We start from the raw sequence: 26,424 nt of genomic DNA on the forward strand, positions 1-26,424 counted from the left end.
TTCCTTAAGCGGCGCGCGTTTTCGGCTTGGCCGGGTTGATCCCGCTCAGCGCGCTTTCGAGCGCGGAGAGATTAAGCAACCGCCGCTCGAGCACTTCCATCTTGCTCTGGATGCGGTTCGCCATGCGGGTCTGCTGGACGGGATCGCGTGCGATCCGCTCCAGCTCGGCTTTCTCCTGCTTGAGCTGAAGCGTGCGGTCGCGCACCGTCATCTCCATCATCCGGACCATCACCCGCACCCGCGAGATCCCGGCCGTGGCGCGCTCGACCTGGGTCTCGCTATAGGCCTTCAGGATCTTGTCGACCGCCGGGCGCAGTTCCTCGGCGGCGAGCAGGCGCAGCGCTTCGATCGTCTTCTCGATATTGACCTCGGGCGTGCGCCAGAAGGCCCAGCCGCGCTCCATCACGAAATCGATGCGCAGCGCGCGCTTGGCGAGCGTCAGCGTCGAGGCGAAGCTTTCATGGGGCATGTCGCAGAGGGTGATCTCCGAGCTCGGATCGTCGAAATGATCCTGGATCGTGCTGCGGCAGGCATGGATGCAATTGTCGAGGACCACGTCGATCCCGGCGCGGGACTTCTCGTAGCACTTGGTCACCTCGCGTTCGAGCGCGGCCTGAAGCATCGTGGTATCGGTCTCGAAGCTGCGCGGCACGGTGCCCGAACGGATCTTCGCGGTGCGCAGGAAGTCGGCAAAAGCTGTCTTCTGGTTCTCGACGAAGGCCTCGATACATCCGTTGAGCCGCGTCTCGAGGCTCGTCCAGGACCTGTTGAGCACCGCCTCGATCTTGCCTTCGGCATTCTCGACGAGCGTCTCCAGCGTCGAGCGAAGGGCGCTGGTCGCCTGGATCTCGGCGGTCATTTCCTCGACCGCGGCTTCGGCCACGTCCGAGCGGATGCTCTCGATCTGCATCTGGAGCGAGTCGCGTTCGCGGCGGGTGACGAATTGCATCCCCGAGATCTCGGCGCGCAGATCGCCGCGGATCCGGGCGAGCTGCTGGCGGCCCACGCCCCCGTCGATCACCTCCGAGAGCACATGCTTGACCTCTTCGAGCCCCGAAGCCAGCAGCAGCCGGTCGATCGGATCTTCGGGCACATGGCCGAAACGCGAGCGCAGATATTGCGCGAGCTCGGCGCTGTCGAGCTCGGCACGGGCCTCAGCGGCCTGGCTGTCGCTGCGCTGGGTCAAATCGGCGAGATAGGCGCTGCCCGCGACGATGCGGAAATCGATCTCGGGGATCGCCTGACGCAGGCGGCGCGTGACGTCAGCCATCACGCGCGGCACCTCGGTCGCGTAATCGTCGAGCTCGTCGATGCGGTTGAGGAAGATCAGCACATCCTTGTTGTCCTGCCGCGCGAGAATTCGGATCAGAGCGATATCGACTTCGGTCAGCGGCTGATGCGCCGAGAGCACCATGACGAAGACGTCCGAGCGGTCGAGCGAGCGGCAGGTGAACTCGTCGCGCACGAGGAAGGGATCGTTTACGCCGGGGGTGTCAGTGATGATCGTGGGCACCTGGAACTCGGGCAGGCGCATGTAGACATCGGCGCTTTTCGTCAACGCGGCATAGCGGCCAAGCGCCTCGCGCTCGAGCCCGTCATCCGAACCGGGGCCCGCGCAGACATAGCGCTTGAGCAGATCGGGGGAGAGGAAGTCGTATTCGTGGCTGCTGCCAAGGAGCGTATGGTAATACTTGCCCAGACGCCGCTGGGCGCGCGCGCGCATCTGCTCGGATTGCCGACGCAACACATTGGTGTCGAAACCCGGCAGAAGCTGCTCGGTCAGCTCGCGGATGCGGGTGCCCCCGTTGATGATCTCGTCCCAGTCTTTTTCCGAGAAGAACTCGAACTTCGCGCCTGTGATGGGGTCGTCGGCCAGGTTGATGCGTATGTTGGTGACGACAGACGTCCAGGGGTTCACATCCGAGGGCAGAAAGTCGTGCTGGTGAAGGAAAGCGTTGAGGAAGGTGGATTTGCCCGCCTTCACCTGCCCGATCACCGCCGCGCGCGCCGCCCAGTCGTCGAGACGATCGCGCAAATCCCGGAAATTGCCACGGCTGGTGCGATCGACCGAGTCTTCGGCCCGGTCGAGCATTTCTTCGATGAATTCGAGTTCCGCACGGAGTTTCGGCGCGATTTTCAAGGCACTCTCCTTTCCAAAGCGGAGGAGACAGCGGTTTGCATCAGGGCCGTTCCGCCTCGGGGTTCGAGCGCATCGAGGAGATGCTCGACGCAATCGAGGATCGCAGGGGCCGAACCCAGATCAGCCTCGGCACTCAGCGCAGCCCAGAGCGCGCGCGGCGACGCGGGCTCGGCGGCAGGAATGTCGAGCGCGGAGAGCGACGCGAGAAGCTCGGTGTCGTCCTCAAAGCCGGGTGCGTCTTCGCGCGCGCTGGGGGGGGCCGCGCGCATGAAGGGATCGAAACCAGGGTCGGCTTCGGGCTCGGAGAGGTATTCCGGTTCGGAGAGGTATTCCGGCTCCGGAAGGTCATCGAACTCGGGCGTTTCGACCGGATCGGAGAGCATGAAGGGCTCGTCGGACTGCGCCGCCGGTTCCGGCTCGTGATCCGGCGCCTCGGTCGTGCCTCCGCGCTTGATCAGCTGCGCATGCAGGACACGGCGCGGCCGGATTTCGGGACGCGGCTTGGGGAAGGCGATGACGCTGCGCTCGCGCAGGAAGTTCTCGATGATCGGGTTCGGTGCCCCGGGCGGCTCGGTGATCTCGGGCAGGATCTGCGCGATACGGTTCATCACCTGCGTGATATCGGCGGGCTTCACCAAGGAGGCGAGCATGATCGCGGCGAAATAGCTCCCCGCCTCGCGCTCCACGCGGCGCAGGACCCTCTGGGCGGACCGCTCGTCAGTCAGCCGATCACCATGGGTGATCACCAGAAGCGCATGGGCACGCAACTCTTCGGGCATCTCGTCCCAGATCGACTTCTCGCTCTGCCGCCAGGCTTGGGTGGCGTTGGTGCACCAGATGATCAGATCGGCATAGTCAATCATCTGCCGCCAGGTCTCGGCGGGCATGTTGGGATCGGACGAGCCGGGCGTGTCGATGATCTCGATCGTGTCGAGGATCGAGGCCGGATGGCTGAACACGCAATACCGGGTCGTTTCGAGATCCACCGCCTCGAGCGCCTGGAGCGGATGAACCTCGCCGTCATGATCAACCCGACGCAGCACGCGTTCGGCCCCGCCCACGAGCCAGACCGGCGGCAACGCGGTCGCGACCACGTTCGAGGGGAGCACGCGCTCGCCCAGCAACCCATTGATCAGACGCGTCTTCCCGGCACTGAACTCGCCCGCGACGAGGACCCGCAGCTTGCGCGCGGACATGTCGAGCTTGTTGGTGCCACGCTGGGTGGCGGCGGGACGCTCGGTCAGCGTGAGCGTGGGGCGTTGATGTCTTCGCAGCGTGGTCATGCCGAAAGCCTTTCCTCTTGCGCTTCCTCGGAGCCGCGCAGACAGCGCGCGCGCACAGCCTCACAGAACTTTGCCTGATCGAGCGCGAAACCCTCGATGATCTCGCGGCTGCGCGCGATGGCGGGGTCGAAACAGCCGGTGATCAGGTCGTCGATGAGCGGCGTCGTCTCGGCGATGATCACCTCGCGATAACGGGTCTCGGCGGCCTTCTTGCGATTGAAGCGCCAATACTTGCGCCACCACGCGCCCTGCATGTCGAGCGAGATCATCCGGGCGAGCACGGTGGGGGGACGATGCGTAGGTTGTTCGGGGAAGGACACGGTACCGGGTTCGCGCGCGACTCCGAGTTCGCCCGCCAAAAGCGCGTCGACCCCTTCTGCGATCTCGTCGAAAGCCACCTCGCCATGTCGGCGCAGCTTCGCGGTGGCGGAAGTGAAGGCGGCCTTCATCGCCATGCGCAGCGCGGTCGGGTCATGCGTCCAGGCACCGATCTCTCCGAACGTGTCGATATGCGATTGCAGCGCCTCGAGCGCGGACGCGACGAACCCGTTCTGCGCGCGTTCGAGACGGGCGCGCAGCTCGTCGCGCTGTTCAGCCGCGCGCGCATCGAACGCCCGGACCACCTGCTCCTCGAGCTCGGCGATCCGCAGACGAAGCTCGCTCTCGCTCAGGAGCGGAAGGTTCCCGGAGGCGCGCGCAACGGTCTCGACCGTCTCGGCCATCGAGATGATCGTGTTCAGTTCGGCATGAACGTCGTTGAGAACAGCCTGCCCCGGCCCCTCGATGATGCGCTTCACCACCGCTTTCAGCAGCGGTTGCAGCCCCGAAGCGGCCATTGCGCGTTGACGCAACTCCTTGAGATCCTGGGTATCCTCGCCGTCATGGAGCATGGCCAGCGCCTTGCGGCTGGCCGGGGCCATGCCGCTCACGTCGCCAAGTCCGCATTGCGCCCAGTAGCCGGACCCGAAGAGGATTTCGATCTCCTCGCCCAGCCCCATCCGTCCCAACGTCTTGCGAATCGAAGCGCGGATTGCGGCCTGCGCCCCGACCGGATCTTCGAGCTCGTCGATGCGGTTGACGAAGATCAGGACCTCGCGCGCATCGATCGCGCAGATGATGCGCAGGAGCGCCAGATCCATCGTGGTCAGCGCCTGATGGGCCGAGAGCACGACGATACAGGCGCGGCTGTCACCGATCGCGTTGAGCGTGATCTGCTCGCGCATCATGAACGTGTCGTTGACGCCAGGGGTGTCGCGCAGACACAGGCCTCGCGGCAGATGTGGCAGGTCGATATAGAGATCGGCCGATTTCGTCAGGTCGGCATAGAGGCCTTCCTCAGCGCCTTCTGCAACCTCGTCGGGATCGCCATAGCAGATGTAACGGTCGATGATGCTCTTATCGAGCGTGGGATAGGCGCGGCTTGCCCCCAGAAGTTGCTCGAACTCGGCGCCCAGACGGGCCTCGGTCGCCGCACGCATCGCGGTAACCTGGGCGCGCACCTCTTCAGCTTCGCTCTCGAAGCCCGCGCGGTTGGCCATCTCGCCCAGACGACCGCCGGTCGCGACAAGACGATCCCATTCCTCGCGATCGAAGAAACGAAACAGCGCGCGGGTCGCGTGGGGACGATGGCGCGAATTCGTGTGGAGCGCGGTGACGACCGAGGTCCAGGGGTTCACATCGGAGGGCAGAAAATCGCTCTGCCCGATCAAGGCGTTGAGAAGCGTGCTTTTTCCGGCCTTCACCTGGCCGATTACGCTGACGGTGGGTTCAAACGCCTCGATCTTTTCGAGGACGTGCTCGAGCTGTTCCTCGACGAAGCCGATACCGGCATCGGAGAAGTCACGCACTGCGGTTTCGAGCTGATCGAGGGTCTCCCAGTAGCTGTTGAGCTCCTGATAACCTTGGCGATGCCAGTTGAAGATCGAATTCGCTTCGTACAAGGCAAACCTCCTTACCGCTGGGCAGACGACGGTTGGGGATCGACTCGGTACGCCCGCATACCGGTCGGGACTTCGAGACTGGCGGGCCCGGATCGCGCCGGACCCCGCCGGTTTGCGCCGCTCAGATCCGGAGCTGGCCCTCGACCTTCTTGACCACCAGACGGGCCATGCCGAGGTTGGACGCCTTCTTGTTGAGGGCGACGTAGACGAAGACGCCAGGATTGGCGCCAAGCGGGCGGATCAGGTGAATCTGCTCGCCCAGGGTGATCAGGATGTCTTCCACGGTGTCATCAAGACCGAGCGCTTCGAGCGCCGCTTTCTCCGCGCGCACGACTTCGGTATTCACCGCGCCGGCCGCCTCAAGATCGAACTTTCCGGTGCCATTTTCGCTCGCAAGCATCAGACCGGTCTCGGAATCGACGAGACAAGCGCCGATGAAGCCCGAGATTTTTTTCAGATCAGAGATGTCGGTGGACATTGGGGTAGCACCTGTCAACTAGAACTTTTGTACATTAACGGTTCATCATCACCTGTGTCCGAAATGAGGCGAAAGATTGGCATTCTCTGCCACTTTTGGTTGTGCGTGCTGCCGGTTCATTTGCAACAATATGGAATCCAACCGTTATTTTGTTGGGAATTTCGCGCATTTCGATACGCAAGAGTCGTTGCAAAACGCCAAATCACAATTTTGTCCAGAATCGTAACATGGCATGACCGTTTCACATATTTGATCAATCTCTGACCATTTCCGGGATTTCTCACGACTAACTTTTGCCTGTTCGTCATCAAAGTTTCACTTGGCGATTCGCATTTATTTCGTAAAACCTCGAAATATGAATGACACGATTCCCCATAGGCTCACCACGCTCGGCCACCCGCAGCGTCTCGAACTCTTCCGGCTGCTGATGCGCCGCTACCCGGACCGGTTGCCCGCAGGCGAGATCGGGGCGGCGCTCGGGCTCAAACCCTCGACGCTTTCGGCCTATCTCTCGGCGCTCTCGCAGGCCGGGTTGATCACGCAGACCCGCGCGGGGACCTCGCTTCTTTACGCAATCGCGATGGAGGAAGTGCGCGCGACCTTCGACGTGCTGCTCAACGATTGCTGTCGCGGGCGGCCCGATATCTGCCCCCCCGCTCCCCTGTCCGAAGGAGACATCGCCATGACTGACCGCAAATATAGCGTGCTCTTCATCTGCACCGGCAATTCCGCGCGCTCGATCCTCGCCGAGACGATCCTGCGCGATCTCGCCGGCGATCGCTTCACCGCCTATTCGGCCGGAACCATACCCTATTCCGAGCTCAACCCCTTCGCGCTGCAGGTTCTGCGCGACAAGGAGCACGACATCACGCCGCTGCGCGCGAAGAACATTTCCGAATTTCAGGGCGCGGACGCGCCGCATCTCGATTTCGTCTTCACCGTCTGTGATCTCGCCGCGAACGAGACCTGCCCGCCCTGGCCGGGTCAGCCGATCAGCGGCCATTGGGGGATGCCCGACCCGGTGAAGGCGCAAGGCACCGAGGCCGAGCGTGCGCTGGCCTTCCAGCAGACCTATGGCGCGCTGCGCCGCCGGATCGAGGCTTTCACGGCGCTGCCGCTGACCTCGCTCGACCGTATCTCCCTGCAATCCGCCGTCGATGACATCGGCCGCAACTGAGGACTGACCATGACCACCTATGCACTCAATGGCCTCGGCCGGATGGGGAAACTCGCGCTGAAGCCCCTGCTGGAAAGCGGCGCGAAGATTGCCTGGATCAATGACGCGGTGGGCGATCCGGAGATGCAGGCGCATCTGCTGGAGTTCGACTCTGTGCATGGCCGCTGGGACGCGGAGTTCGCGCATGACGCGGACAGCGTCACCATCGACGGCACCCGCCTGCCCTTCATCGGCACGAGGAAGATCGAAGATCTACCGCTCGACGGCGTCGATGTCTTGATCGACTGCACCGGGGTTTTCAAATCCGAAGCCAAGCTCGCGCCCTATTTCGCCGCGGGTGTGAAGAAAGTCGTGGTCTCCGCCCCGGTGAAAGACGGGCCAACCGCGAATATCGTCTTTGGCGTGAACAACGACAGCTACGACCCGGCGACGCACCAGATCGTCACCGCGGCGAGCTGCACCACGAACTGCCTCGCCCCGGTGGTGAAGGTGATCCACGAGAACCTCGGGATCAAACACGGCTCGATCACCACGATCCATGACGTGACCAACACCCAGACCATCGTGGACCGCCCCGCGAAGGATCTGCGCCGGGCGCGCTCGGCCCTGACCTCGCTGATCCCGACCACCACCGGCTCGGCCACCGCGATCACGCTGATCTACCCCGAGCTGAAGGGACGCCTGAACGGCCATGCGGTGCGGGTGCCGCTGCTGAACGCCTCGCTTACCGATTGCGTCTTCGAGGTGGAGCGGGAAACGACGGCCGAAGAGGTCAACACGCTGTTCAAGGCGGCTTCGGAAGGCCCGCTCAAAGGCATCCTCGGCTACGAGACCCGCCCGCTCGTCTCGGCCGATTACACCAACGATATCCGCTCATCGATTGTCGATGCACCCTCGACCATGGTCGTCAACGGCACGCAGGTGAAGATCTACGCCTGGTATGACAACGAGATGGGCTATGCGCACCGGCTGGTGGACGTGGCGCTGATGGTGGGGGCGAGCCTGTGAGCGAGGCCCCTGCCCCGAACACCCCGCACCGGCCCGAGGGGTTCTCCGCCTATATCGCGGTAACGGCGGCCTATTGGGCCTTCATGCTCACCGATGGCGCGCTGCGGATGTTGGTGCTGCTGCATTTCCATACGCTGGGGTTTTCCCCGGTGCAGCTCGCCTACCTGTTCATCCTCTACGAAGTGGCCGGGATGGTGACGAACATCTCGGCGGGCTGGATCGCGGCGCGGTTCGGGCTGGTCTCGACGCTTTATGCGGGGCTCGGGCTGCAGGTCGTGGCGCTGCTGGCGCTGGGGCAGCTGGACCCGAACTGGGCGATCGGCGCCTCGGTGGCTTACGTGATGGTCGTGCAGGGGCTGAGCGGGGTCGCGAAGGACCTTGCGAAGATGTCCTCGAAATCTGCGGTGAAGCTGCTCGCGCCCACCGGCAATGGCGGGCTGTTCCGGTGGGTCGCGGTGCTGACGGGTTCGAAGAACGCGGTGAAGGGCGTGGGCTTCCTGCTGGGCGCGGCCCTTCTCGCGGGCCTCGGCTTCGATTGGGCGGTGATCGCGATGGCGACCGTGCTGGCGCTGATCCTCGCCGCCATCGTCGTCGCCATGCCGCCCGGCCTGCCGCGCGGGCGCAAGGGTGCGAAATTCTCGGAGGTCTTCTCGAAGTCGGCCAATATCAACTGGCTCTCGGCGGCGCGGGTCTTCCTGTTCGGCGCGCGCGACGTGTGGTTCGTCGTGGGCATTCCGATCTATTTCTACGCGGTCTTCTCGGATGGCAGCCCCGAGGGCGACCGCGCCGCCTTTTTCCTGATCGGCACGTTCATGGCGCTCTGGATCATCCTTTACGGCGCGGTGCAGGCCGCCGCCCCGCGTATCCTCAAGGCGCAAGCCCGCACTGAGGGAGACCTGATCCACGCCGCCCGCCACTGGGCCGTGGCGCTGCTGATCGTGCCCGCGACCCTCTCCATCGCCACGCTGATCTCCGAGGCGCCGTCGCTCTGGCTGACGCTTACGCTCGTCGCGGGGCTTTTGATCTTCGGCGCGATCTTCGCGGTGAACTCTTCGCTACATTCCTATCTCATCCTCGCCTTCACCCGCTCCGAGCGGGTCACGATGGATGTGGGCTTCTACTATATGGCCAATGCGGGCGGGCGATTGCTGGGCACGCTGCTGTCGGGTCTGAGCTACCAGCTGGGCGGGTTGGCCGCGATGATGATCACCGCAACGATCATGGTCGGCCTCAGCGCGCTGATGGCGGGCCGGTTGAGCGCGGAACCTTCACTCACGAGCGCGTGAGTAGCGATGGACATTCCCCGATCTTCGCGTTTTGCTACGCGCGGAGGAGGAACGGCCCGAGGGTCGTTCGCAAGAGGGAGGAGAGCCGGTGCTATCACGCGGCAAGGATTACGCCGCCACCCGCGCGGCGTTTCGCTGGGAGATCCCCGAGCGGTACAATATCGGTGTGGATGTCTGCGACAAATGGGCCGCAGCCGACCCAGACCGCATCGCGCTGATCGAGGTGGAAGAGGACGGCTACGGCGCCGTGCGAGAGACCACATTCGCCGAGCTGCGCGCGGCGTCCAACCGGTTCGCGAACGTGTTGGCGTCGATCGGCGTCGGCGGGAATGGGAAAGACGCGGGCGACCGGGTCGCGATCCTGCTGCCGCAACGGCGCGAGACCGCCATCGCCCATATCGCGGCGTTCAAGGCGGGCTGCGTCTCGCTGCCGCTGTTCACGCTGTTCGGCCCCGAGGCGCTCTTGCACCGGCTGCGCGACAGCGGCGCGCGGGTGCTGGTGACGGATCCGGCCAGCTATGAGATGATTGCGGGCCTGCGCGCCGATCTGCCCGGTTTGCAGACCATCTTCGTCACCGATGGCGGCGCGGACGGGGCCGAGGAATTCGACGCAGCGCTTGCCGGTGCCTCACCCGAGTTCACCCCCGTCGACACAAGCGCCGAGACCCCCGGCGTGCTGATCTACACCTCGGGCACGACGGGCAATCCGAAAGGCGCGCTCCATGCGCATCGGGTGCTTCTGGGCCACCTGCCCGGCGTCGAGATGAGCCATGATTTCCTGCCGCAGGAGGGTGACCGGATCTGGACGCCCGCCGACTGGGCCTGGATCGGGGGGCTGCTCGACGTGCTGCTGCCTTCGCTCCATCATGGCGTGCCGGTCGTGGCCTGCCGCTTTCGCAAGTTCTCGGCACAGGCGGCCGCCGATCTGATCCGGCGACTGAAGGTGCGCAACGCCTTCCTGCCGCCGACCGCGCTGAAGATGATGAAGGCCGATCCCGAGAGCCTGCACTGGGATTTGCAGATGCGTTCGGTCGCATCGGGGGGCGAACCTCTGGGAACGCAGCTTCTCGATTGGGGCCGCAAGGCGCTTGGCGTCACGATCAACGAGTTCTACGGCCAGACCGAATGCAACATGGTGGTTTCCTCCGCCTCCAGCCTCGACGCACCCGAACCCGGCGCAATGGGCTGGCCGGTGCCGGGCCACGAGGTCGCCATCGTGGACAGCCTCACCGGCGAGCGCCTGCCCAAAGGTTCGGAAGGCGCAATCGCAGTGCGCGCGCCCGACCCGGTGATGTTTCTGGGCTATTGGAACCTGCCCGAGGCGACCGAGACCAAATTCGTCACCGGCCCCGAAGGGCGCTGGCTGCTGACCGGCGACCGGGGGGTAAGCGGCTCGGGCGGCAGGCTGCGCTTCAAGGGGCGCGACGACGACATCATCTCGACGGGAGGCTATCGTGTCGGCCCGGCGGAGATCGAGGACTGCCTGATCTCGCACCCGGCGGTGCAGATGGCGGGCGTCGTGGGCCAACCCGATCCGTTGCGCGGCGAGATCGTTGCCGCCTTCGTCACGCTCTGTCCGGGTCACTCCGAGAGCGAGGCCTTGCGCGAAGACCTCGCCCAGCACGTCCGCGCGCGGCTCGCGAAATACGAATACCCCCGCGCGATCTACGTGATCGACGACATGCCCGTGACCACCACCGGCAAGATCATCCGCAACGCGCTGCGCGCCCGCCTGCCCGAGGAGACCACCCAATGAGCCCCGTCCTGTTCGAGACCCGCGGCAAGGTCGCGATCATCACCCTCAACCGCCCCGAACGGCGCAATGCGATCAATGCCGAAGCGGGCCACGCGCTGGCCGAGGCAATCGCCCGGCTGGAGGGCGACGACGCGCTGCAGATCGGCATCCTGCGCGGCGAAGGCGCGGTCTTCTGCGCCGGGATGGACCTCGCGGCCTTTTCCGAGGGTAAGGTCGAGGAACTGCTGTTCTCCGAAGGCGGCTTCGGCGGCCTGACGGAAACGCACCGGACCAAGCCAATGATCGCCGCCTGCCATGGGGCTGCGCTCGCGGGTGGGTTCGAGCTGGCCTTGGGCTGCGACATGATCGTGGCCGAAGAGGGCTGCCGCTTCGGTGTGCCCGAAGTGTTGCGCGGGCTGGTGGCGGGGGCTGGCGGCGCGTTGCGGCTCGCCTCGCTGATCCCACCCGCGCGCGCCCGCGAGATCCTGCTGACGGGGCGGCTGTTCGACACCGCCGAGGCTTGGGAGCTGGGGCTGATCGCACGCCGCGCAGAGGCCGGTCAGGCCACCGAGGCAGCACTGGAACTTGCCGAGGAGATCGCGAAGAACGCCCCGCTGGCCGTGCGCGAAACCCTGCGCCTGTCGCGCGAAATCGAGCGCCGCGCAGTCGATCCGCTCTGGGCGGAGAACGCACGCACCCTCAAGGCGATCATGGAGAGCGCAGATGCCGCCGAGGGCGCGAAGGCGTTTTTGGAAAAACGCGCGCCGGAATGGTCGGGCAGATAGCGCCGGGAGAGAGGTAAAGCGCGGGGCTGAAAGCGCCCCGCGCCAGTTTTCGAACAAGGGGCCGAGGCCCCTGCCCTCACGCTTTTTGGAACAGAGCCTTGCGACGGGCCACGCGCTCGCGGATCTTGTCGACATCGGCCACCGGCGTCGCGGCCAGCAGCGTCTTGGTATACTCGTGCTGCGGATTGGCGAAGATCTCGTCGCGCGAGGCGTATTCCACCACCTCGCCCGCATTCATCACCATCACCTCATCGGCGAAATAGCGCACCACCGAGAGGTCGTGCGAGATGAAGACATAGGTGAGATCGAACTCGTCCTGAAGATCCTTGAGCAGGTTGAGCACCTGCGCCTGCACCGACAGGTCAAGCGCCGAGACGGGCTCGTCGAGCACAAGGATCTGCGGGTTCAGCATCAATGCCCGCGCGATCGCGATCCGCTGGCGCTGACCGCCCGAGAACATATGCGGGTAGCGGTTGAAGTGCTGGCGCTCGAGCCCGACCTTGACCAGCATCTCCTCGGCGCGCCGGCGCCGTTCGGCGGCGGGCACGTCGGTGTTGATGATCAGCGGCTCTGTCAGAACATCACCCACCTTCTGGCGCGGGTTGAGCGAGCTGTAAGGGTTCTGGAACACGATCTGCACCTTGGCGCGCAGATCGGAGGTGACCTTGCGCGTGGCGATGTCGATCTTCTCGCCCTCGATGATCAGATCGCCCGAATTGGCCGGGTCGATCAGCGTCAGAATGCGCGCCAGCGTGGACTTGCCGCAACCGGATTCGCCCACGATCGCCAGCGTCTTGCCCTGCTCGAGCGAGAACGAGATGCCATGCAAGGCGCGCACGGTCTTCGCGCCGCGCATGAAGCCCGCCGAGACGATGTAGTCGCGCGTGATGTCGCGCCCTTCGAGGATCACGCTCATTGCACGCCCTCCCATCCGTCGGCGACGGTCAGCAGGCGGTCCCCGGTCGCGTTTTCCGGCAACGCCGCGAGAAGCGCGCGCGTATAGGGGTGTTGCGGGGCCTCGAAGAGCGAAAGAACATCCGCCTCTTCCATCTTGCGGCCCTTGAACTGCACCGAAACGCGGTCGGCGGTCTCGGCCACCACGCCCATGTCATGGGTGATCATGATCAGCCCCATCCCGTATTCCTCCTGCAACCCCATCAGCAGGTCGAGGATCTGTTTCTGGATTGTCACGTCGAGCGCGGTCGTCGGTTCGTCCGCGATCAACAGGCGCGGCTTGCAGGCGATCGCCATCGCGATCATCACGCGCTGGCATTGCCCGCCCGAGAGCTGGTGCGGGTAGCTTTTGAGCCGCCGCTCCGGGTCGGGAATGCCCACCGCCTCGAACAGCTCCAGCGCCCGCGCCTTCGCGGCGCGCCCCTTCAGCCCCAGATGGCGATGCAGGACTTCCTCGATCTGGTAGCCGCAGGTGAAGGAGGGGTTGAGCGAGGAGATCGGCTCCTGGAAGATCATCGAGATTTCCTTGCCGATGATCTTGCGGCGTTCGCGGTCGGACATCGCCTTCATGTCGCGCCCGGCATAGGTGATCTCGTCGGCGGTGATCTTTGCGGTGGGCGGCAAGAGCCCCATCACCGCGAGCATCGAGACCGATTTGCCCGAGCCGCTCTCGCCCACGATGGCGAGAACCTCGCGTTCGGACACCTCCACGTCGATCGAATCCACCGCGCGGAACGGGCCCTGGGCAGTGTCGAATTCGACGGTCAGATTGCGGATTTTCAGCAAGCTCATGGCATCAGCTCCGCTTGAGTTTCGGATCGAGCGCGTCACGCAGACCATCGCCCATCAGGTTGATCGCGAGCACGGTGATCAGGATCGCGAGGCCGGGGAAGGTCACGACCCACCAGGCGCGCAGGATGAACTCGCGCGCTTCCGACAGCATCGTGCCCCATTCCGGGGTCGGGGGCTGGGCACCAAGGCCGAGGAAGCCAAGCGCCGCCACGTCGAGGATCGCGTTCGAGAAGGACAGCGTGCCCTGCACGATCAGCGGGGCCAGGCAGTTCGGCAGTACGGTGCGGAACATCAGGCGCATATTGCCCGCGCCCGCGACGCGCGCGGCCATCACGTAATCCTTGTTGCGCTCGGACAGCACCGCGCCGCGCGTCAGGCGCGCGAAATGGGGCTGATAGACGATCGCGATGGCGATCATCGCGTTGATGAGCCCCGGCCCGAGGATCGCCACGAAGACAAGCGCCAGCAGCAGCGACGGGAAGGCGAGGATCACATCCATCACCCGCATGATGACGGTATCGACCCAGCCGCCGAACCAGCCCGCGAGCAGGCCGAGGACCACGCCCACCGAGAGCGCGAGCAGCACGACCACCACGCCCACGAAGAGCGAGTAACGCGCGCCGAAAAGAAGCCGCGAGAGCATATCGCGCCCGACCGCGTCGGTGCCCAGCCAGAAATGGCCATGCGCGCTGTCGGTCATCGGCGGCGCGAGCAGGACGTCGCGATACTGCACATCGGGCGAGAACGACGACAGCAGCGGCGCGAATGTCGCCGCCAGGACCACCAAGATGAACACCGTCAGGCCCACGACAGCGCCGCGGTTTTCCTTGAAATAGAACCAGAACTCGGCGAGTTGCTCGCGGCGCGTCCCGGCGGGAATGTTGGTTTCGGTCACTTCGGACATGTCACTCACCTATGCCGGATACGCGGGTTGATGAGACCGTAGAGCAGATCCACGATCAGGTTCACGACCATCACGATCGCAGCGATCATCAGCAGGCCGCCCTGCACGGAAGGGTAATCGCGGCGCGAGATCGAATCGACCATCCACTTGCCGATCCCCGGCCAGCTGAAGATCGTCTCGGTCAGGATCGCGCCCGCCATCAGCATGCCGACCTGAAGGCCGATCGTGGTGATCACGGGGATCATGGCGTTGCGCAGCGCATGGATCCCGATCACCCGGCGCGGCGGCATCCCCTTGGCGCGGGCGGTGCGGACGTAATCCTCGCCCAGAACCTCGAGCATGGCCGAGCGCGTCTGGCGCGCGATCACCGCGAGCGGAATGGTGGCCAGCACGACCGAGGGCAGGATGAGGTGACTCAGCGCCGAGGTCAGCGCACCCTTCTGCCCCGACATCAGCGCATCCCAGATCATGAAGCCGGAACCGTTGGGGAAGTAATACATCAGCGAGATCCGGCCCGAGACCGGCGTCCATTTCAGGATGCCCGAGAACAGGATGATCAGCAAAAGGCCCCACCAGAAGATCGGCATCGAATAGCCCACCAGCGCCGTCGTCATCGTCGCCTGGTCGAACCAGGAGCCGCGCTTGATCGCGGCCATCACGCCCACCGGCACGCCGATCGCCACCGCCAGGACCATTGCGCAGAGCCCAAGCTCCACCGTGGCCGGGAACAGCGCGAGGAACTCGTTGAGCACCGGCTTGTGGGTCACCAGAGAATCCCCGAGGTTCCCATGCAGAACCTTCCAGAGGAAATCGAAATATTGCTCCCAGATCGGCCGGTCGAAGCCCAGCTGATGGGTCAGTTCGGCATGGCGCTCGGGGGTCAGCCCGCGTTCGCCCGCCATCAGCAGCACCGGGTCGCCGGGAAGCACCCGGACGAAGCCGAACGCGACGATGGTAATCCCGACCAGCGTCGGAATGAGCCAGAGGATCTTGCCCAGGATAAATCTGATCATGTCAGCCCGCCTTAAAAGCCAGGGCGCCCGGTTGCCCGGACGCCCCAATTGCGTTTGGGAGTATCCGATTACTCGGAGATGTCCACCCCGTAGAAGTCATGCCCGCCCAGCGGGCTCATCACGTAACCGGTCACCTTGTTCGACATCGGCATGAAGACCGTCGAATGGGCGATGGTGTCCCAGGGAGCCTGTTCCTTGAACACGACCTGCGCCTGCTCGTAGAGCTTGGTGCGCTCGGCCATGTCGCTGGTCTGGCGGGCCTTGGTGATCAGATCGTCGAAATCCTTGTCGCACCAGAAGGCGCGGTTCGCACCGCTTTCGGCCGCCGAGCAGCCCAGCAGAACGGCAAGGAAGTTGTCCGGGTCGCCGTTGTCGCCGGTCCAGCCCAGAATCACCGCGCCGTCACGGTTGGGATCTTTCGACTTCGAGAGATACTCGCCCCACTCATAGGAGACGATATTCGCCTTCACGCCCACCTTCGCGAGGTCGGCCTGCATCAGCTCGGCGGTGCGGCGTGCGTTGGGCATGTAGGGCCGCTGCACGGGCATCGCCCAGATGTTCATCTCGAGATCCTTGACGCCCGCTTCGTCGAGCATCTTCTTGGCCGCTTCCGGATCATAGGGATCGTCCTGGATCGCGTCGTTATAGGACCACATGGTCGGCGGGATCGGGTTCTTGGCAACCTGGCCCGCACCCTGGAACACCGCGTCGATGATCGCCTGCTTGTTGATCGACATGTTGAGCGCCTTGCGAACCTTGGGATCGTCGAAGGGCTTCTGGGTGGTGTTGTAGGCGAAATAGGCGACGTTGAGGCCGGGCTGCTCGCCCACGGTGATGTTCGGGTCCGATTTCAGCGCCTCGAGATCGGCCGGGGCCGGATAGGGCATGATCTGGCATTCGCCCGCTTGCAGTTTCTGCATGCGAACCGCCGGATCGGGAGTGATCGCGAAGATCAGGTCGTCGATCGGGGCCTTGCCCTTGAAGTAATCCGGGTTTGCCTTGTAACGGATCACCGCGTCTTTCTGATAGGCGACGAATTCGAACGGGCCGGTGCCGACGGGCACGTTATTGATATCGGCCTTGCGATCTTCGGCCGCGAGCTTGTCGGCATATTCCTTCGAGATGATCGAGGCGAAATCCATCGCCATATCCGCGAGGAACGGAGCGTTCGGCTCGGAGAGGGTGAATTTCACCGTGTAGTCGTCGACCTTTTCGATCGACTTGATGATCGTCGGCATATCCATGCCGGCATAGTATTCATAGGACACGCCCGGCGCGTATTCGTAATAGGGATTGTCCTTGTTGCCCTGACGGTCGAACGAGAAGATCACGTCATCGGCATTGAAAGCGCGCGTCGGCGAGAAACCGTCGACCGAATGGAACTTCACGCCCTGACGCAGGTGGAACGTGTAGGTCAGACCGTCCTCGGAGACATCCCAGCTCTCGGCGAGGCCCGGCTCGATCTCGGTCGTGCCCGGCTTGAATTCCACGAGCTGGTCATAAACCGGATGCGAGGACGCGTCGAAGGTCGTGCCGGACGTGTAGGGCGCCGGATCGAACCCCTCGGGGGAGGCTTCCGAGCAATAGACGAGCGTCTTGGCACCGGCGCCGCCCGCAGTCATCAGAACCGCAGCAGCCCCCGCCAGAAGCATCGAGCGAATGGTCATGGTTTTTCCTTCCTGTTGGTTGGGTCTCCGATTGTGCCGCCCGGCCCTCTGGGCGCGCAATCGCGCCCTTGGCGGGACAGGGTTCGGACACAAACTGGTGAGGGAGTAAAAACGCAATTGATCGGATGGTCAATGAATGCCGCGACGTCGCGGGTCACGAAGCCGGGAGAGCCCTTGAAAAGCTGGCGCCTTCGACCGAGACGCCGCGCGCAGCGTCGGGCGGCGCGCCGATTCGACGAAACGGGCGGGGCCGTTTTTCGGGCCGTTGACACGAGTCTCTGTCTCGCGAGAGCGATCCGCGTTCGTCGGGCCGCTCGCAACACTTGCGCCTTCGCAGGGGGAATTCGTCCACTGGACGGACGCGGCGTAGCGCCTCACTCCAGCGGAATCACATCCACCGCCTGCGCGCTCTCCTGCCCCCCGGCCCCGCGCATCGCGCCGCGCAGGGGCGGCACATCGTCATAATCGCGGCCATAGCCGACGGTGATGTAATCGTCGCCCGCGAACTGGTCATTCGTCGGGTCGAACTCGACCCAGCCGGTCTCGGCCCCCGCCCAGGCACGCACCCAGGCATGCATCGCATCCGCCCCTTCGAGCCGCGGCTGGCCCGGCGGCGGGTAGGTGCGCAGAAAGCCCGAGACATAGGCCGCCGGGATCCCCACCCCGCGCAGGCAGGAGATCATGATATGGCTGAAATCCTGACAGACACCGTGGCGGTTCGCGAAGGCCTCGGCCGCAGGGGTATCCACATCGGTCGCCTCGGCGTCGAACTTCATCTCGCGATGCAATGCGCGCCCCACCGCCTCGATCGCGGCGCGTGCGGTCATGCCCGGCTGCAACAGGGCTTGCGCGAAGGCGGTCATTTCGCGCGTCGGCCCCGCCCGGCGCGACGCGGCGAGGTAGTGATGCGGCGCGTCGGGCCCGAGGCTGCGCACCTGCGCGATCTCGGCCGGCAATTCGCTGAGTGGCGAGGACAGGTCCAGCCCCGGTTCCGCGGCGGCACGATCGACCTGCGCCACCAGCTCGACACCGATCTCGGCCAGCGGCTCGTGCCAGACCACCGAGGTCGTCGCATTGCCGAAGAAATCCACCTGGTCGCGGCGCTCGCTCGGGGGCGGATCGAAACTCAGCAGGCGCGAACTCACCCGCTGCACGCCAAGGATGTCCGAGGGCAGCACGCGCAGCAGGTTGCGCGCATGATCGGTGGGCGCGTCGTAGCTATAAGTCAGCTTCAGCTTCACCTCGTAACGCATCGGATTACCTCAGATAATGCTGCGAGATGAGATCGGAGAGTGCATAGAGATCGGACCGGATCTCGCGCAACAGCTCGGGCGTGACCGCCTCGGGATCGATCACCGCGAGCTTCGTGCGCAGCGGCAGAAGCGCGCGCAGGATCTCGCCCGGACGCCCCGCAATCTCGGCGCGCGGCAGCGCCGCGAGCAGATGCTTGAGACTGTTGAGCAGGAACAGGACCGCGCGCGGGTTGTCGGCGTCGAGCACAAGCAGATCAAGCACCGTGTCGCGATTGGTCTGCACCCGGTAGCGGCGCTGATGGGTGATCACGCTGTCGGCCACCTCGACCGCGATATCGAGAGAGCCCTCGGGCGCCGCCTCGTCCGCGAACTGGATCAAGAGCGCGGCCAGCGCATCGGCACGTTCCAGCGCGCGGCCGACCGACAGGAACCGCCACCCCTCGAAACGATACATGTTCTCGTGCACCAGACCCGAAAAGCCGGTGATCTTGCGCAACAGAACCCCCATCGCGCGCGCCGTGTCGTCGCCCGGACGCGCCGTCGCGGTCATCTGATGAGCGGTCCTGGCCAGATCCTTCAGCGCGAGCCAGCCATCCGTCGAGAACCGGTCGCGCACCTTCGAGGCGCAGGACTGCGCTGCGTCGAGCCGTGCGAGCAGCGCATCGGGAACGGGCTGGTCGATATCGACGCCGTTCGCCTCGAGAAAGGCGGCCAGCCGTTCGAGACGGGCATCCTCGGGGCTGCCGGTCGCGGCAAGGCGCAGGTGATAGGCGCGGATCAGCCGGATCGCGTCTTCGCAGCGCTCGACATAGCGGCCAAGCCAATAGAGGTTGTCGGCCGCGCGCGCGGGCAAGGTGCCGGGCACGGTGCGTTGGAAACCGCCATCCGGGCGCGGCGCGAGGCTTGCGGGCGGCACCGGCTTGTCGGACACGATCCAGACATCGGCGACCGCCCCGCCGCGCTGCATCGCAAGCGCGGTCGCGTCGCCCTCCTGACCGATGCGCGCATACCCGCCCTTCATGAAGCGCCAGCCCTGAGCGGTACGTGCCGCGAAGACCCGCACCGTCATCGGACAGGGCCGCACCGAGCCGCCGCCCTTGCCATCCGCGCGCCAGGCGGGCGTGGTCGAAAGCGTCACCGCCTCCTGCCCCACCAGCTTGCTGCCCTCCGCCTCGAGCCAATCCGCGATCGAGGCCTGCGCGCCCGAGCGGAACTGTCCGCCCAGCGCAGTGGCCGCGTCGATATCGAAGGGCAGGTTCACCGCCATCGCGGGGCCGATCATCATCTGCTCGGCATTGGCACGCACATGGGCACGCTCGGCCGCGCCGCCGCACCACCATGTCGCGATGTTGGGCATCACGAGCGGCGCGCCGGTCAGCACCTGCGAGATCTGCGGCAGGAAGGCCATCAGCGCGCGCGTCTCCAGCACGCCCGCGCCCAGCGCGTTGACCATCGCGAGATTGCCCAGCCGCACAGCCTCCATCAGCCCCGGCGTGCCGATCTGGCTTGCCGGGTCGAGCTCCAGCGGATCAACGAAGCCCGCATCCATCCGCCGCCAGAGCGCGCCCAGAGGCTGCGGCCCCTCGATCGTGCGCACCATCGCCTCGCCGTTCTGCACCAGCAGATCCTCGCCCTCCAGCAGCGAAAGGCCCAGATAGCGCGCGATATAGGTGTGCTCGTAGTAGCTGTCATTCGCAGGTCCGGGCGTCAGAATCGCCACTCGGCGCGGACCTTCCTCGCCGCGCCCGGCCAGGGACTCCAGCGCACCACGGAACTCGTTGAAGAACACCGCGAGCTTGTGGATGTGATCGCGCGGAAAGCTCTCGGGAAAGATCCGCCCCGTCGCCATCCGGTTTTCCAGCGCGAACCCCGCCCCCGAGGGCGCTTGCGTGCGATCGCCCAGCACGAACCACGACCCGTCGGGCGAGCGCCCGATCTCGAAGGCGAGAAGGTGCAGGTAATGCCCGCCGCGGGGCGCCACCCCCACCATCGGGCGCAGCCAGTGGCGGTTGCCCGCGATCAGCTCGGGCGGCAGGTGCCCCTCCGAGACGAGCCGCCCCGGCCCGTAGAGATCGGCCATAACCGCCTCGAGCAGGTCCGCGCGCTGACTCAACCCGTCGCAGATCCCCGCCCATTCGCTTTCGTGCAGCACGACCGGGATATGGCTGAGCGGCCATTCGCGCTCTGCCAGAACGTCATTGGTATATTGGCGGTAATAGACGCCCGCGTCGCGCAGGTACTGGTCGCCGCGCTCGAAACGTTGCGGGATCTCGGCCGGATCGAGGGCAAGGAATTTCTCGACGAAGGGCCGCCAGACCGGGCGCATCACCCCGTTGCCGTCGAACAGCTCGTCGGCCACACCCGGCGAGGGCGTGTAGCCCGCCAGAAGCGGGTGCTGTTCGAGAGGGCTCGCAGCGTTGGGGGTCGCGGGGCTTTGCATCGGATCTCCGGCGATCAGGCTCGGTTCAACTCAGCCCTATGGGACGGCGCAGGTCAAGCGTGAGCGGAAACTCGGGGTGGGTGCGCTCGGGTTCGGGGCGATAGGCGCCGGGGGTGTAGCCATGCCCCTCGAACCGCGCCAGACGCCGTGCCTCGGCCTCGTTTCCATTGACCGGGAAGGTGTCGTAATTGCGCCCGCCCGGATGGGCCACGTGATAGACGCAGCCCGCGATCGCCCTGCCCGTCCAGTCGTCATAGATGTCGAAGGTCAGCGGTGCGTTGACCGGCAGCGTGGGGTGCAGCGCTTCGGCGGGTTGCCACGCCTTGAAGCGCACGCCCGCGACCGAGACCCCGCTTTCCTGCGTCCGCGCCAGCGGCACGGGGCGGCGGTTGCACATCACCTTGTAACGGTCCTGATGCAGCGTCGTCATCTTCACCTGCAGCCGTTCGACCGAGCTGTCGGTATATCGCACGGTGCCCCCGATCGCGCCGGTCTCGCCCAGAACGTGCCACGGCTCGAGCGCCTGACGGATCTCGAGATGCACCCCCTCGGCCTCGATCTGGCCGCAGAAGGGGAAACGGAACTCGGATTGCGCCTCGAACCATTGCGGATCGAGGTCGAATCCGTGGCGGCGCAGATCGGCCAGAAGATCGGTGAAATCCTCCCAAAGGTAATGCGGCAGCATGAAACGGTCATGCAGCACCGTGCCCCAGCGGACGGGGCGGCCCTCGACGGGGCTGTTCCAGCAACGCGCGATGATGGCGCGCAGCAGCAGTTGCTGGGCCAGCGACATGCGCGGATCGGGCGGCATCTCGAAGCCACGGAACTCGACGAGGCCAAGCCGGCCGGTCGGTCCGTCGGGCGAATACATCTTGTCGATGCAGATCTCGGCGCGGTGGGTGTTGCCGGTCACGTCCGTCAGCATGTTGCGCAGCAGGCGATCGACCAACCACGGCGGCGGAACGTTGCCCGCCTCGGGCGGGTGGATCTGGCTCAGCGCGATTTCCAACTCATAGAGCGTGTCGTGCCGTGCCTCGTCGATGCGCGGCGCTTGGCTTGTCGGGCCGATGAAGAGGCCCGAGAAGAGGTAGCTCAGCGAGGGGTGGCGCTGCCAGATCAGGATCAGCGATTTCAGCAGATCAGGGCGACGCAGGAAGGGGCTGTCGAGCAGCGTCTCGCCGCCCACCACGACATGGTTGCCGCCGCCAGTGCCGGTATGGCGCCCGTCGATCATGAACTTGTCGGCGCCCAGCCGCGACTGGCGGGCCTCTTCATAGATCGCCTCGGTCGTGGCCACGCAATCCTCCCAGCTATGGGCCGGGTGGATGTTCACTTCGATCACGCCGGGATCGGGGGCCACCCGGATCACGTTGAGGCGCGGATCATGCGGCGGCGCGTAACCCTCGATATGGATCGGCAGGCCGAGCGCCTTGGCGCTTTCCTCCGCCGCCGCGATCAGTTCGAGGTAATCCTCCAGCGCCTCGGTCGGCGGCATGAAGATGCACAGCCGTCCGTCGCGCGGCTCGATCGAGAGCGCGGTGCGCACGACGCCCCCCACCGTATCGAGCTCCTGCTCGACGATCTCTTGGCCCGGCTCAGCCGATTGCGCCTCGGAGACGGGCTGCGTGTGTTCCTTCGTCGGCTTTTCGATCAACCCCTCGTCTTCGAGCGCTTTGATCAGTTCGTGGAAGTCGGGCAACTCCTTCACCGGCAGCGAGGTGTCGGTCACGTAGTGATAGGGATATTGCGCGGGCGGCACATAAGGCAGCGCGCCCAGCGGCAGGCGGAAGCCCGCGGGGCTGTCGCCGGGGATCAGGAACAGCTTGCCGCGCCGGGTCTTCCATTTCTCCGAGCGCCAGCGATGGCCGGGCTGCGCCTTGGACTGCCAGCGCTGGATCGGCAGAACGTAGCCTGTTGGCCGATCGAGCCCGCGCGAGAAGACACGGGCGAAGCGCGCGCGATCCTCGGGATTCTTCAGCTTGCTGTCCTCGGGGGTCACGTTGGGCGGCAGGTTGCCCTCTTTCATCATCCATTCGGCCGGATCCTCGAAAACGGGCTGCGCATAGCCCGAACCGAGCCCAAGATGATGTGCGATCCCTTCGGCGAGCTTGCCAGCCTCTTCCGGCCCTGCCCCGGTCTTCGCGCCCTCCTTGGCGATCAGCGCCTCGTCGCGCCAGATCGGTTTGCCGTCGCGCCGCCAGTAAAGCGAGAAGGTCCAGCGCGGCAGACTCTCACCCGGATACCACTTGCCCTGCCCGTAATGCAGGAAGCCCCCCGGCGCGAAACGGTCGCGCAGACGGCGGATCAGCTCATCGGCGAGCGCGCGTTTCTGCGGGCCGACGGCGGCGGTGTTCCACTCGTCGCTTTCGAAATCGTCGATCGAGACAAAGGTCGGCTCGCCTCCCATCGTCAGGCGCACATCGCCCGCCTTGAGGCTTTCATCGACCTTGCGCCCCAGCGCGTTGAGCCGCTGCCACGCCTCGTCGGAGAACGGCTTGGTGATGCGCGGATGCTCGGCCACGCGGTCCACCATCATGTCGAAGGCGAAATTCACCTCCGGGCTGCCGACCGAGGAAAAGCCCCCCGAAATCGGCGCGGCATTGCGGAAATGGGGCGTGGCGGCGAGCGGGATATGGCTCTCGCCGGTCAGCAGCCCCGAGGTCGGATCAAGCCCGATCCAGCCCGCGCCCGGAATGAAGACCTCGCACCAGGCATGCAGGTCGGTGAAGTCGTGATCGGTGCCCGACGGCCCATCCAACGCCTCGAGATCGGGTTTCAGCTGGATCAGGTAGCCCGAGACGAAGCGCGCAGCAAACCCCAGATGGCGCAGCACCTGCACCAGCAGCCACGAGCTGTCCCGGCACGAACCCGACTTCTTGCCCAACGTCTCCTCGGGCGTCTGCACGCCGGGATCCATGCGGATCGTGTAATCGACGACTTTGGAGATCTTCGCATTGAGCGAGACGAGGAAATCCACTGTGCCCTTGATCGTGTAATCCAGCTCGCCGATGAACTGGGCGAGCAGCGGACCTTCAGGCTCGGGCGTGCGGTAGATCGAGAGATCCTCGCGCAGCTCCTCGGGGTAATCGAAGGGCCATTCCTCGGCATATTCCTCGGTGAAGAAATCGAACGGGTTGTAGACGGTCATATCCGCCGTCAGATCGACCTCGATCTTCAGTTCGGTCACCGGCTCGGGAAAGACGAAGCGCGCCAGCCAGTTGCCGTAAGGGTCTTGCTGGTGGTTCACGAAATGCCCGCCGGGGCTGACCTTGAGCGAATGCGAGATCACCCTTGTGCGCGAATGCGGCGCAGGGCGTAGCCGGATGATCTGCGGGCCCAGCGTCACCGGCCGGTCATATTTGTAATGGGTCAGGTGATAGATGCTGGCATGAATTGCCATCCGCTCGGCTCCCGCGACTGCTCCGTACCGGGCCAGATTACGCCGCCCTTCGGCGGGCGAAACCCGCAATCCGTCAAATGCAGGTCAGTTTCGCCACTCATCTGCGCAGATGCGCGTTTTTTGGGCGTCACCGCCGTGCCCAGCCCCCGCGACCACGAAGACCCAGGCACAGCCCTCAATCCACACGCGCCCCAGTCGCTGTCGTTCAACACGGATCGAGCCGGCGCGCGTCGCTTTGAAATTTATTTCCGACTACTTCACTCAACTATTGACGCGCTCGTGATCCGCCTCTACCTCTCGCCTCGGAAAAAGCGAATGGAGACGCAAATGAATCGGACCCTTGCCATCGCCCTGATCACCACCGCGATCGCAGCGCCCGCGCTGGCTGATGTGAACATCTACTCTCACCGTCAGCCCGAGCTGATCCAGCCGGTGCTTGATGCCTTTACCGCGAAGACCGGGATCAACGTGAACACCGCCTATGTCGAGAAAGGCATGGTCGAGCGCCTGAAAGCCGAGGGCGATCGCTCTCCCGCCGATCTGGTGATGACCGTCGATATCGCGCGCCTCGAAGAGGTGGTGAATGCCGGCGTCACGCAAGCGGTCGACAGCGCGACCCTCACCGATGCGATCCCGGCCCCGTTCCGCGATGCGGGCAACCAGTGGTTCGGCCTGACCTCGCGGGCGCGGATCGTCTATGCATCGAAAGATCGCGTCGCGGATGGCGAAGTGACCACCTATGAGGATCTTTCAAGCGAGAAATGGAAAGGACGAATTTGCACCCGCTCCTTCACCTCGGATTACAACGTGGCCCTGACCTCGGCCCATCTCGCGCATCACGGGGCGGAGGCCACGAAGACCTGGCTCGAAGGGCTCAAGGCGAACCTCGCCAAGAAGCCCGAGGGCAATGACCGCTCGCAGGTGAAGTCGATCTGGGCGGGCGAATGCGATATCTCGCTGGGCAACACCTATTACATGGGGCAGATGCTCGCCGATCCCGAACAGACCGAATGGGCCAATTCCGTCCGCATCGTCTTTCCCGTCTTCGAGGATGGCGGGACGCATATGAACGTCTCGGGCGTCGCGATGACCAAGGCGGCGCCGAACCGCGAGGACGCGCTGAAGCTGATGGAATTCCTCGTCTCGGACGAGGCCCAGCAGATCTACGCCCAGACCAACCACGAATTCCCGATCAAGCCGGGCGTCGCGCGCTCGGAACTGGTGCAGAGCTGGGGCGAGTTCACGCCAGACACGCTCACGCTCGACACGCTGGCCGAATTGCGCCCCGAGGCGCTGAAACTGATCGACGAGGTCGATTTCGACGGCTGAGCGGGCTTACTGCGCGGCTACGGCGAGGGCGGGATCGGCCCCGATCCGAACGCCCTCGATCGCGGCAAGCTCTACCAGATCGCGCTGGAAGCGGCGGCGCAACCGCGCCCCGGCCAGCGTATCGAACTCCGCGATCGGCGCGCCCTGCGGCTGCCGGTCGTGGAACTTCGCGAGTCGCTGCATCTGCTTGGGACCGATATGGATGCCGGAATGATGCAGCCGCTGCATCATCGCGATCACGCTGTCGGACTGGCGCACGGGCTGGATCGGCTCGGGCGCGACCGAGGCCCCCGGCACCAGCGCCGCGAGCGCTTCCTCGAAAAGGACGGGTGCGGGCAGCACGATGATCTCACGCGGATTGAGCGCGGCCTTGAGATCGCTCACCACCTCGACCCAGCCGCGCGCGCGCGCCAGAAGACGCGGCACCGCACCGTTGAAAGGCTTGAGCGCACGTTTCTCGGCCAGGTCGCGCCAGAGCATCGGGTAATAGGCGTCATAGCAGGGAAGATGCAGAACCACCCGGCCGATCGGCGCATTCACGATCTGGGCGAAACGCGCCGCACGTTCGCGGGTGCGCGCGAAGAAATGGAAGAGCCCCGAGGCGCTGTCCCCGATCAGGCGCGAATCGAGATGGATCTGCCCCAGCGGATGCGGACCAAGCACCGCCGCACCATATCCCGCAGCCGCGAGCGCCTTCTGGCCATGCGCAAGACTGCGCGCCATTTGCGCACCAAGCCCGCCAGATGCCGGGGCCGCGATGAAGATATGGTGCTGCCTGATCATGAAACTCTCCGCCCTTGTCACTCTGGTCGACCGTCGAACTAGACAGCGAATGTGGCG

Annotated in this window: 19 protein-coding genes; 6 read left to right on the forward strand and 13 right to left on the reverse strand. The window is 65.1% G+C overall.

What is annotated here, in order from left to right:
- Nucleotides 1-4 precede the first annotated feature (4 nt).
- From BMI90_RS08640 to BMI90_RS08655, 4 genes are all read right to left on the reverse strand, one after another.
- Nucleotides 5-2,140, reverse strand: coding sequence for a dynamin family protein (locus BMI90_RS08640; protein WP_078528296.1), 2,136 nt, complete (start codon nucleotides 2,138-2,140; stop codon nucleotides 5-7).
- Nucleotides 2,137-3,423 (reverse strand): dynamin family protein, encoded by a 1,287-nt coding sequence (locus tag BMI90_RS08645; protein ID WP_078528299.1) that lies wholly within the window; start codon nucleotides 3,421-3,423, stop codon nucleotides 2,137-2,139. The genes BMI90_RS08640 and BMI90_RS08645 overlap by 4 nt, the downstream gene beginning before the upstream one ends.
- Nucleotides 3,420-5,363, reverse strand: coding sequence for a dynamin family protein (locus tag BMI90_RS08650; RefSeq protein WP_168172748.1), 1,944 nt, complete (start codon nucleotides 5,361-5,363; stop codon nucleotides 3,420-3,422). The genes BMI90_RS08645 and BMI90_RS08650 overlap by 4 nt, the downstream gene beginning before the upstream one ends.
- Nucleotides 5,364-5,484: 121 nt before the next feature.
- On the reverse strand, nucleotides 5,485-5,841 hold the full coding sequence (locus BMI90_RS08655; RefSeq protein WP_078528305.1) for a hypothetical protein: 357 nt from the start codon (nucleotides 5,839-5,841) through the stop codon (nucleotides 5,485-5,487).
- Between the two features lie 355 nt (nucleotides 5,842-6,196).
- Here BMI90_RS08655 and BMI90_RS08660 point away from each other — a divergent pair, with 355 nt between their 5' ends.
- The 5 genes from BMI90_RS08660 (at nucleotide 6,197) to BMI90_RS08680 (ending at nucleotide 11,832) form a co-directional block, all read left to right on the forward strand.
- Nucleotides 6,197-7,018 (forward strand): helix-turn-helix domain-containing protein, encoded by an 822-nt coding sequence (locus tag BMI90_RS08660; RefSeq protein ID WP_078528308.1) that lies wholly within the window; start codon nucleotides 6,197-6,199, stop codon nucleotides 7,016-7,018.
- A 9-nt stretch (nucleotides 7,019-7,027) separates the two neighbouring features.
- The gene (locus BMI90_RS08665) at nucleotides 7,028-8,026 is read left to right on the forward strand and encodes an ArsJ-associated glyceraldehyde-3-phosphate dehydrogenase (protein ID WP_078528311.1); all 999 of its coding nucleotides are present in this window, start codon (nucleotides 7,028-7,030) and stop codon (nucleotides 8,024-8,026) included.
- Nucleotides 8,023-9,312: an organoarsenical effux MFS transporter ArsJ gene (arsJ, locus tag BMI90_RS08670; protein ID WP_078528315.1), complete on the forward strand. Its 1,290-nt coding sequence runs from the start codon at nucleotides 8,023-8,025 to the stop codon at nucleotides 9,310-9,312. The genes BMI90_RS08665 and arsJ overlap by 4 nt, the downstream gene beginning before the upstream one ends.
- Nucleotides 9,313-9,400: 88 nt before the next feature.
- Complete coding sequence (locus tag BMI90_RS08675) at nucleotides 9,401-11,068, forward strand: AMP-binding protein (protein ID WP_078528317.1); 1,668 nt, start codon at nucleotides 9,401-9,403, stop codon at nucleotides 11,066-11,068.
- Nucleotides 11,065-11,832 (forward strand): crotonase/enoyl-CoA hydratase family protein, encoded by a 768-nt coding sequence (locus BMI90_RS08680; RefSeq protein ID WP_078528319.1) that lies wholly within the window; start codon nucleotides 11,065-11,067, stop codon nucleotides 11,830-11,832. The genes BMI90_RS08675 and BMI90_RS08680 overlap by 4 nt, the downstream gene beginning before the upstream one ends.
- A 76-nt stretch (nucleotides 11,833-11,908) precedes the next feature.
- On the opposite strand, the gene BMI90_RS08685 is transcribed toward BMI90_RS08680, so the two are convergent.
- The 8 genes from BMI90_RS08685 to BMI90_RS08720 all read right to left on the reverse strand — a co-directional run bounded on the left by BMI90_RS08685 (nucleotide 11,909) and on the right by BMI90_RS08720 (nucleotide 24,255).
- The gene (locus BMI90_RS08685) at nucleotides 11,909-12,748 is read right to left on the reverse strand and encodes a dipeptide ABC transporter ATP-binding protein (RefSeq protein ID WP_078528322.1); all 840 of its coding nucleotides are present in this window, start codon (nucleotides 12,746-12,748) and stop codon (nucleotides 11,909-11,911) included.
- Nucleotides 12,745-13,578 (reverse strand): ABC transporter ATP-binding protein, encoded by an 834-nt coding sequence (locus BMI90_RS08690; RefSeq protein ID WP_078528324.1) that lies wholly within the window; start codon nucleotides 13,576-13,578, stop codon nucleotides 12,745-12,747. Before BMI90_RS08690 ends, BMI90_RS08685 begins: the two co-directional genes overlap by 4 nt.
- Nucleotides 13,579-13,582: 4 nt before the next feature.
- A complete protein-coding gene (locus BMI90_RS08695) occupies nucleotides 13,583-14,482 on the reverse strand; it encodes an ABC transporter permease subunit (RefSeq protein ID WP_078528327.1) in 900 nt (299 codons plus the stop codon).
- A gap of 5 nt (nucleotides 14,483-14,487) precedes the next feature.
- Nucleotides 14,488-15,495, reverse strand: a complete 1,008-nt coding sequence (locus BMI90_RS08700; protein WP_078528330.1) for an ABC transporter permease subunit — start codon at nucleotides 15,493-15,495, stop codon at nucleotides 14,488-14,490.
- A 68-nt stretch (nucleotides 15,496-15,563) separates the two neighbouring features.
- The gene (locus BMI90_RS08705; protein ID WP_078528333.1) at nucleotides 15,564-17,162 is read right to left on the reverse strand and encodes an ABC transporter substrate-binding protein; all 1,599 of its coding nucleotides are present in this window, start codon (nucleotides 17,160-17,162) and stop codon (nucleotides 15,564-15,566) included.
- A gap of 374 nt (nucleotides 17,163-17,536) precedes the next feature.
- The gene (locus BMI90_RS08710; RefSeq protein WP_078528337.1) at nucleotides 17,537-18,415 is read right to left on the reverse strand and encodes a transglutaminase family protein; all 879 of its coding nucleotides are present in this window, start codon (nucleotides 18,413-18,415) and stop codon (nucleotides 17,537-17,539) included.
- A gap of 4 nt (nucleotides 18,416-18,419) precedes the next feature.
- Complete coding sequence (locus BMI90_RS08715) at nucleotides 18,420-20,855, reverse strand: circularly permuted type 2 ATP-grasp protein (RefSeq protein ID WP_078528340.1); 2,436 nt, start codon at nucleotides 20,853-20,855, stop codon at nucleotides 18,420-18,422.
- Nucleotides 20,856-20,880: 25 nt separating this feature from the next.
- The gene (locus BMI90_RS08720) at nucleotides 20,881-24,255 is read right to left on the reverse strand and encodes a transglutaminase family protein (RefSeq protein ID WP_078528343.1); all 3,375 of its coding nucleotides are present in this window, start codon (nucleotides 24,253-24,255) and stop codon (nucleotides 20,881-20,883) included.
- Between the two features lie 327 nt (nucleotides 24,256-24,582).
- On the opposite strand from BMI90_RS08720, the gene BMI90_RS08725 reads away from it, so the two are divergent.
- Nucleotides 24,583-25,584, forward strand: coding sequence for a Fe(3+) ABC transporter substrate-binding protein (locus tag BMI90_RS08725; protein WP_078528346.1), 1,002 nt, complete (start codon nucleotides 24,583-24,585; stop codon nucleotides 25,582-25,584).
- Between the two features lie 6 nt (nucleotides 25,585-25,590).
- On the opposite strand, the gene BMI90_RS08730 is transcribed toward BMI90_RS08725, so the two are convergent.
- A complete protein-coding gene (locus tag BMI90_RS08730) occupies nucleotides 25,591-26,367 on the reverse strand; it encodes a hypothetical protein (protein WP_078528349.1) in 777 nt (258 codons plus the stop codon).
- Nucleotides 26,368-26,424 lie beyond the last annotated feature (57 nt).

Source organism: Thioclava sp. L04-15 (genome assembly GCF_002020275.1).
In the GTDB taxonomy this organism is placed as follows: Bacteria; Pseudomonadota; Alphaproteobacteria; order Rhodobacterales; family Rhodobacteraceae; genus Thioclava; species Thioclava marina.

Bases quoted from the DNA above. Each gene is read 5' to 3' on its own strand.
- BMI90_RS08645 (WP_078528299.1), bottom strand. From the start codon at position 3,423: ATGACCACGCTGCGAAGACATCAACGCCCCACGCTCACGCTGACCGAG.
- BMI90_RS08655 (WP_078528305.1), bottom strand. From the start codon at position 5,841: ATGTCCACCGACATCTCTGATCTGAAAAAAATCTCGGGCTTCATCGGC.
- BMI90_RS08660 (WP_078528308.1), top strand. From the start codon at position 6,197: ATGAATGACACGATTCCCCATAGGCTCACCACGCTCGGCCACCCGCAG.
- BMI90_RS08665 (WP_078528311.1), top strand. From the start codon at position 7,028: ATGACCACCTATGCACTCAATGGCCTCGGCCGGATGGGGAAACTCGCG.
- BMI90_RS08680 (WP_078528319.1), top strand. From the start codon at position 11,065: ATGAGCCCCGTCCTGTTCGAGACCCGCGGCAAGGTCGCGATCATCACC.
- BMI90_RS08685 (WP_078528322.1), bottom strand. From the start codon at position 12,748: ATGAGCGTGATCCTCGAAGGGCGCGACATCACGCGCGACTACATCGTC.
- BMI90_RS08690 (WP_078528324.1), bottom strand. From the start codon at position 13,578: ATGAGCTTGCTGAAAATCCGCAATCTGACCGTCGAATTCGACACTGCC.
- BMI90_RS08695 (WP_078528327.1), bottom strand. From the start codon at position 14,482: ATGTCCGAAGTGACCGAAACCAACATTCCCGCCGGGACGCGCCGCGAG.
- BMI90_RS08700 (WP_078528330.1), bottom strand. From the start codon at position 15,495: ATGATCAGATTTATCCTGGGCAAGATCCTCTGGCTCATTCCGACGCTG.
- BMI90_RS08705 (WP_078528333.1), bottom strand. From the start codon at position 17,162: ATGACCATTCGCTCGATGCTTCTGGCGGGGGCTGCTGCGGTTCTGATG.
- BMI90_RS08710 (WP_078528337.1), bottom strand. From the start codon at position 18,415: ATGCGTTACGAGGTGAAGCTGAAGCTGACTTATAGCTACGACGCGCCC.
- BMI90_RS08715 (WP_078528340.1), bottom strand. From the start codon at position 20,855: ATGCAAAGCCCCGCGACCCCCAACGCTGCGAGCCCTCTCGAACAGCAC.
- BMI90_RS08720 (WP_078528343.1), bottom strand. From the start codon at position 24,255: ATGGCAATTCATGCCAGCATCTATCACCTGACCCATTACAAATATGAC.
- BMI90_RS08725 (WP_078528346.1), top strand. From the start codon at position 24,583: ATGAATCGGACCCTTGCCATCGCCCTGATCACCACCGCGATCGCAGCG.
- BMI90_RS08730 (WP_078528349.1), bottom strand. From the start codon at position 26,367: ATGATCAGGCAGCACCATATCTTCATCGCGGCCCCGGCATCTGGCGGG.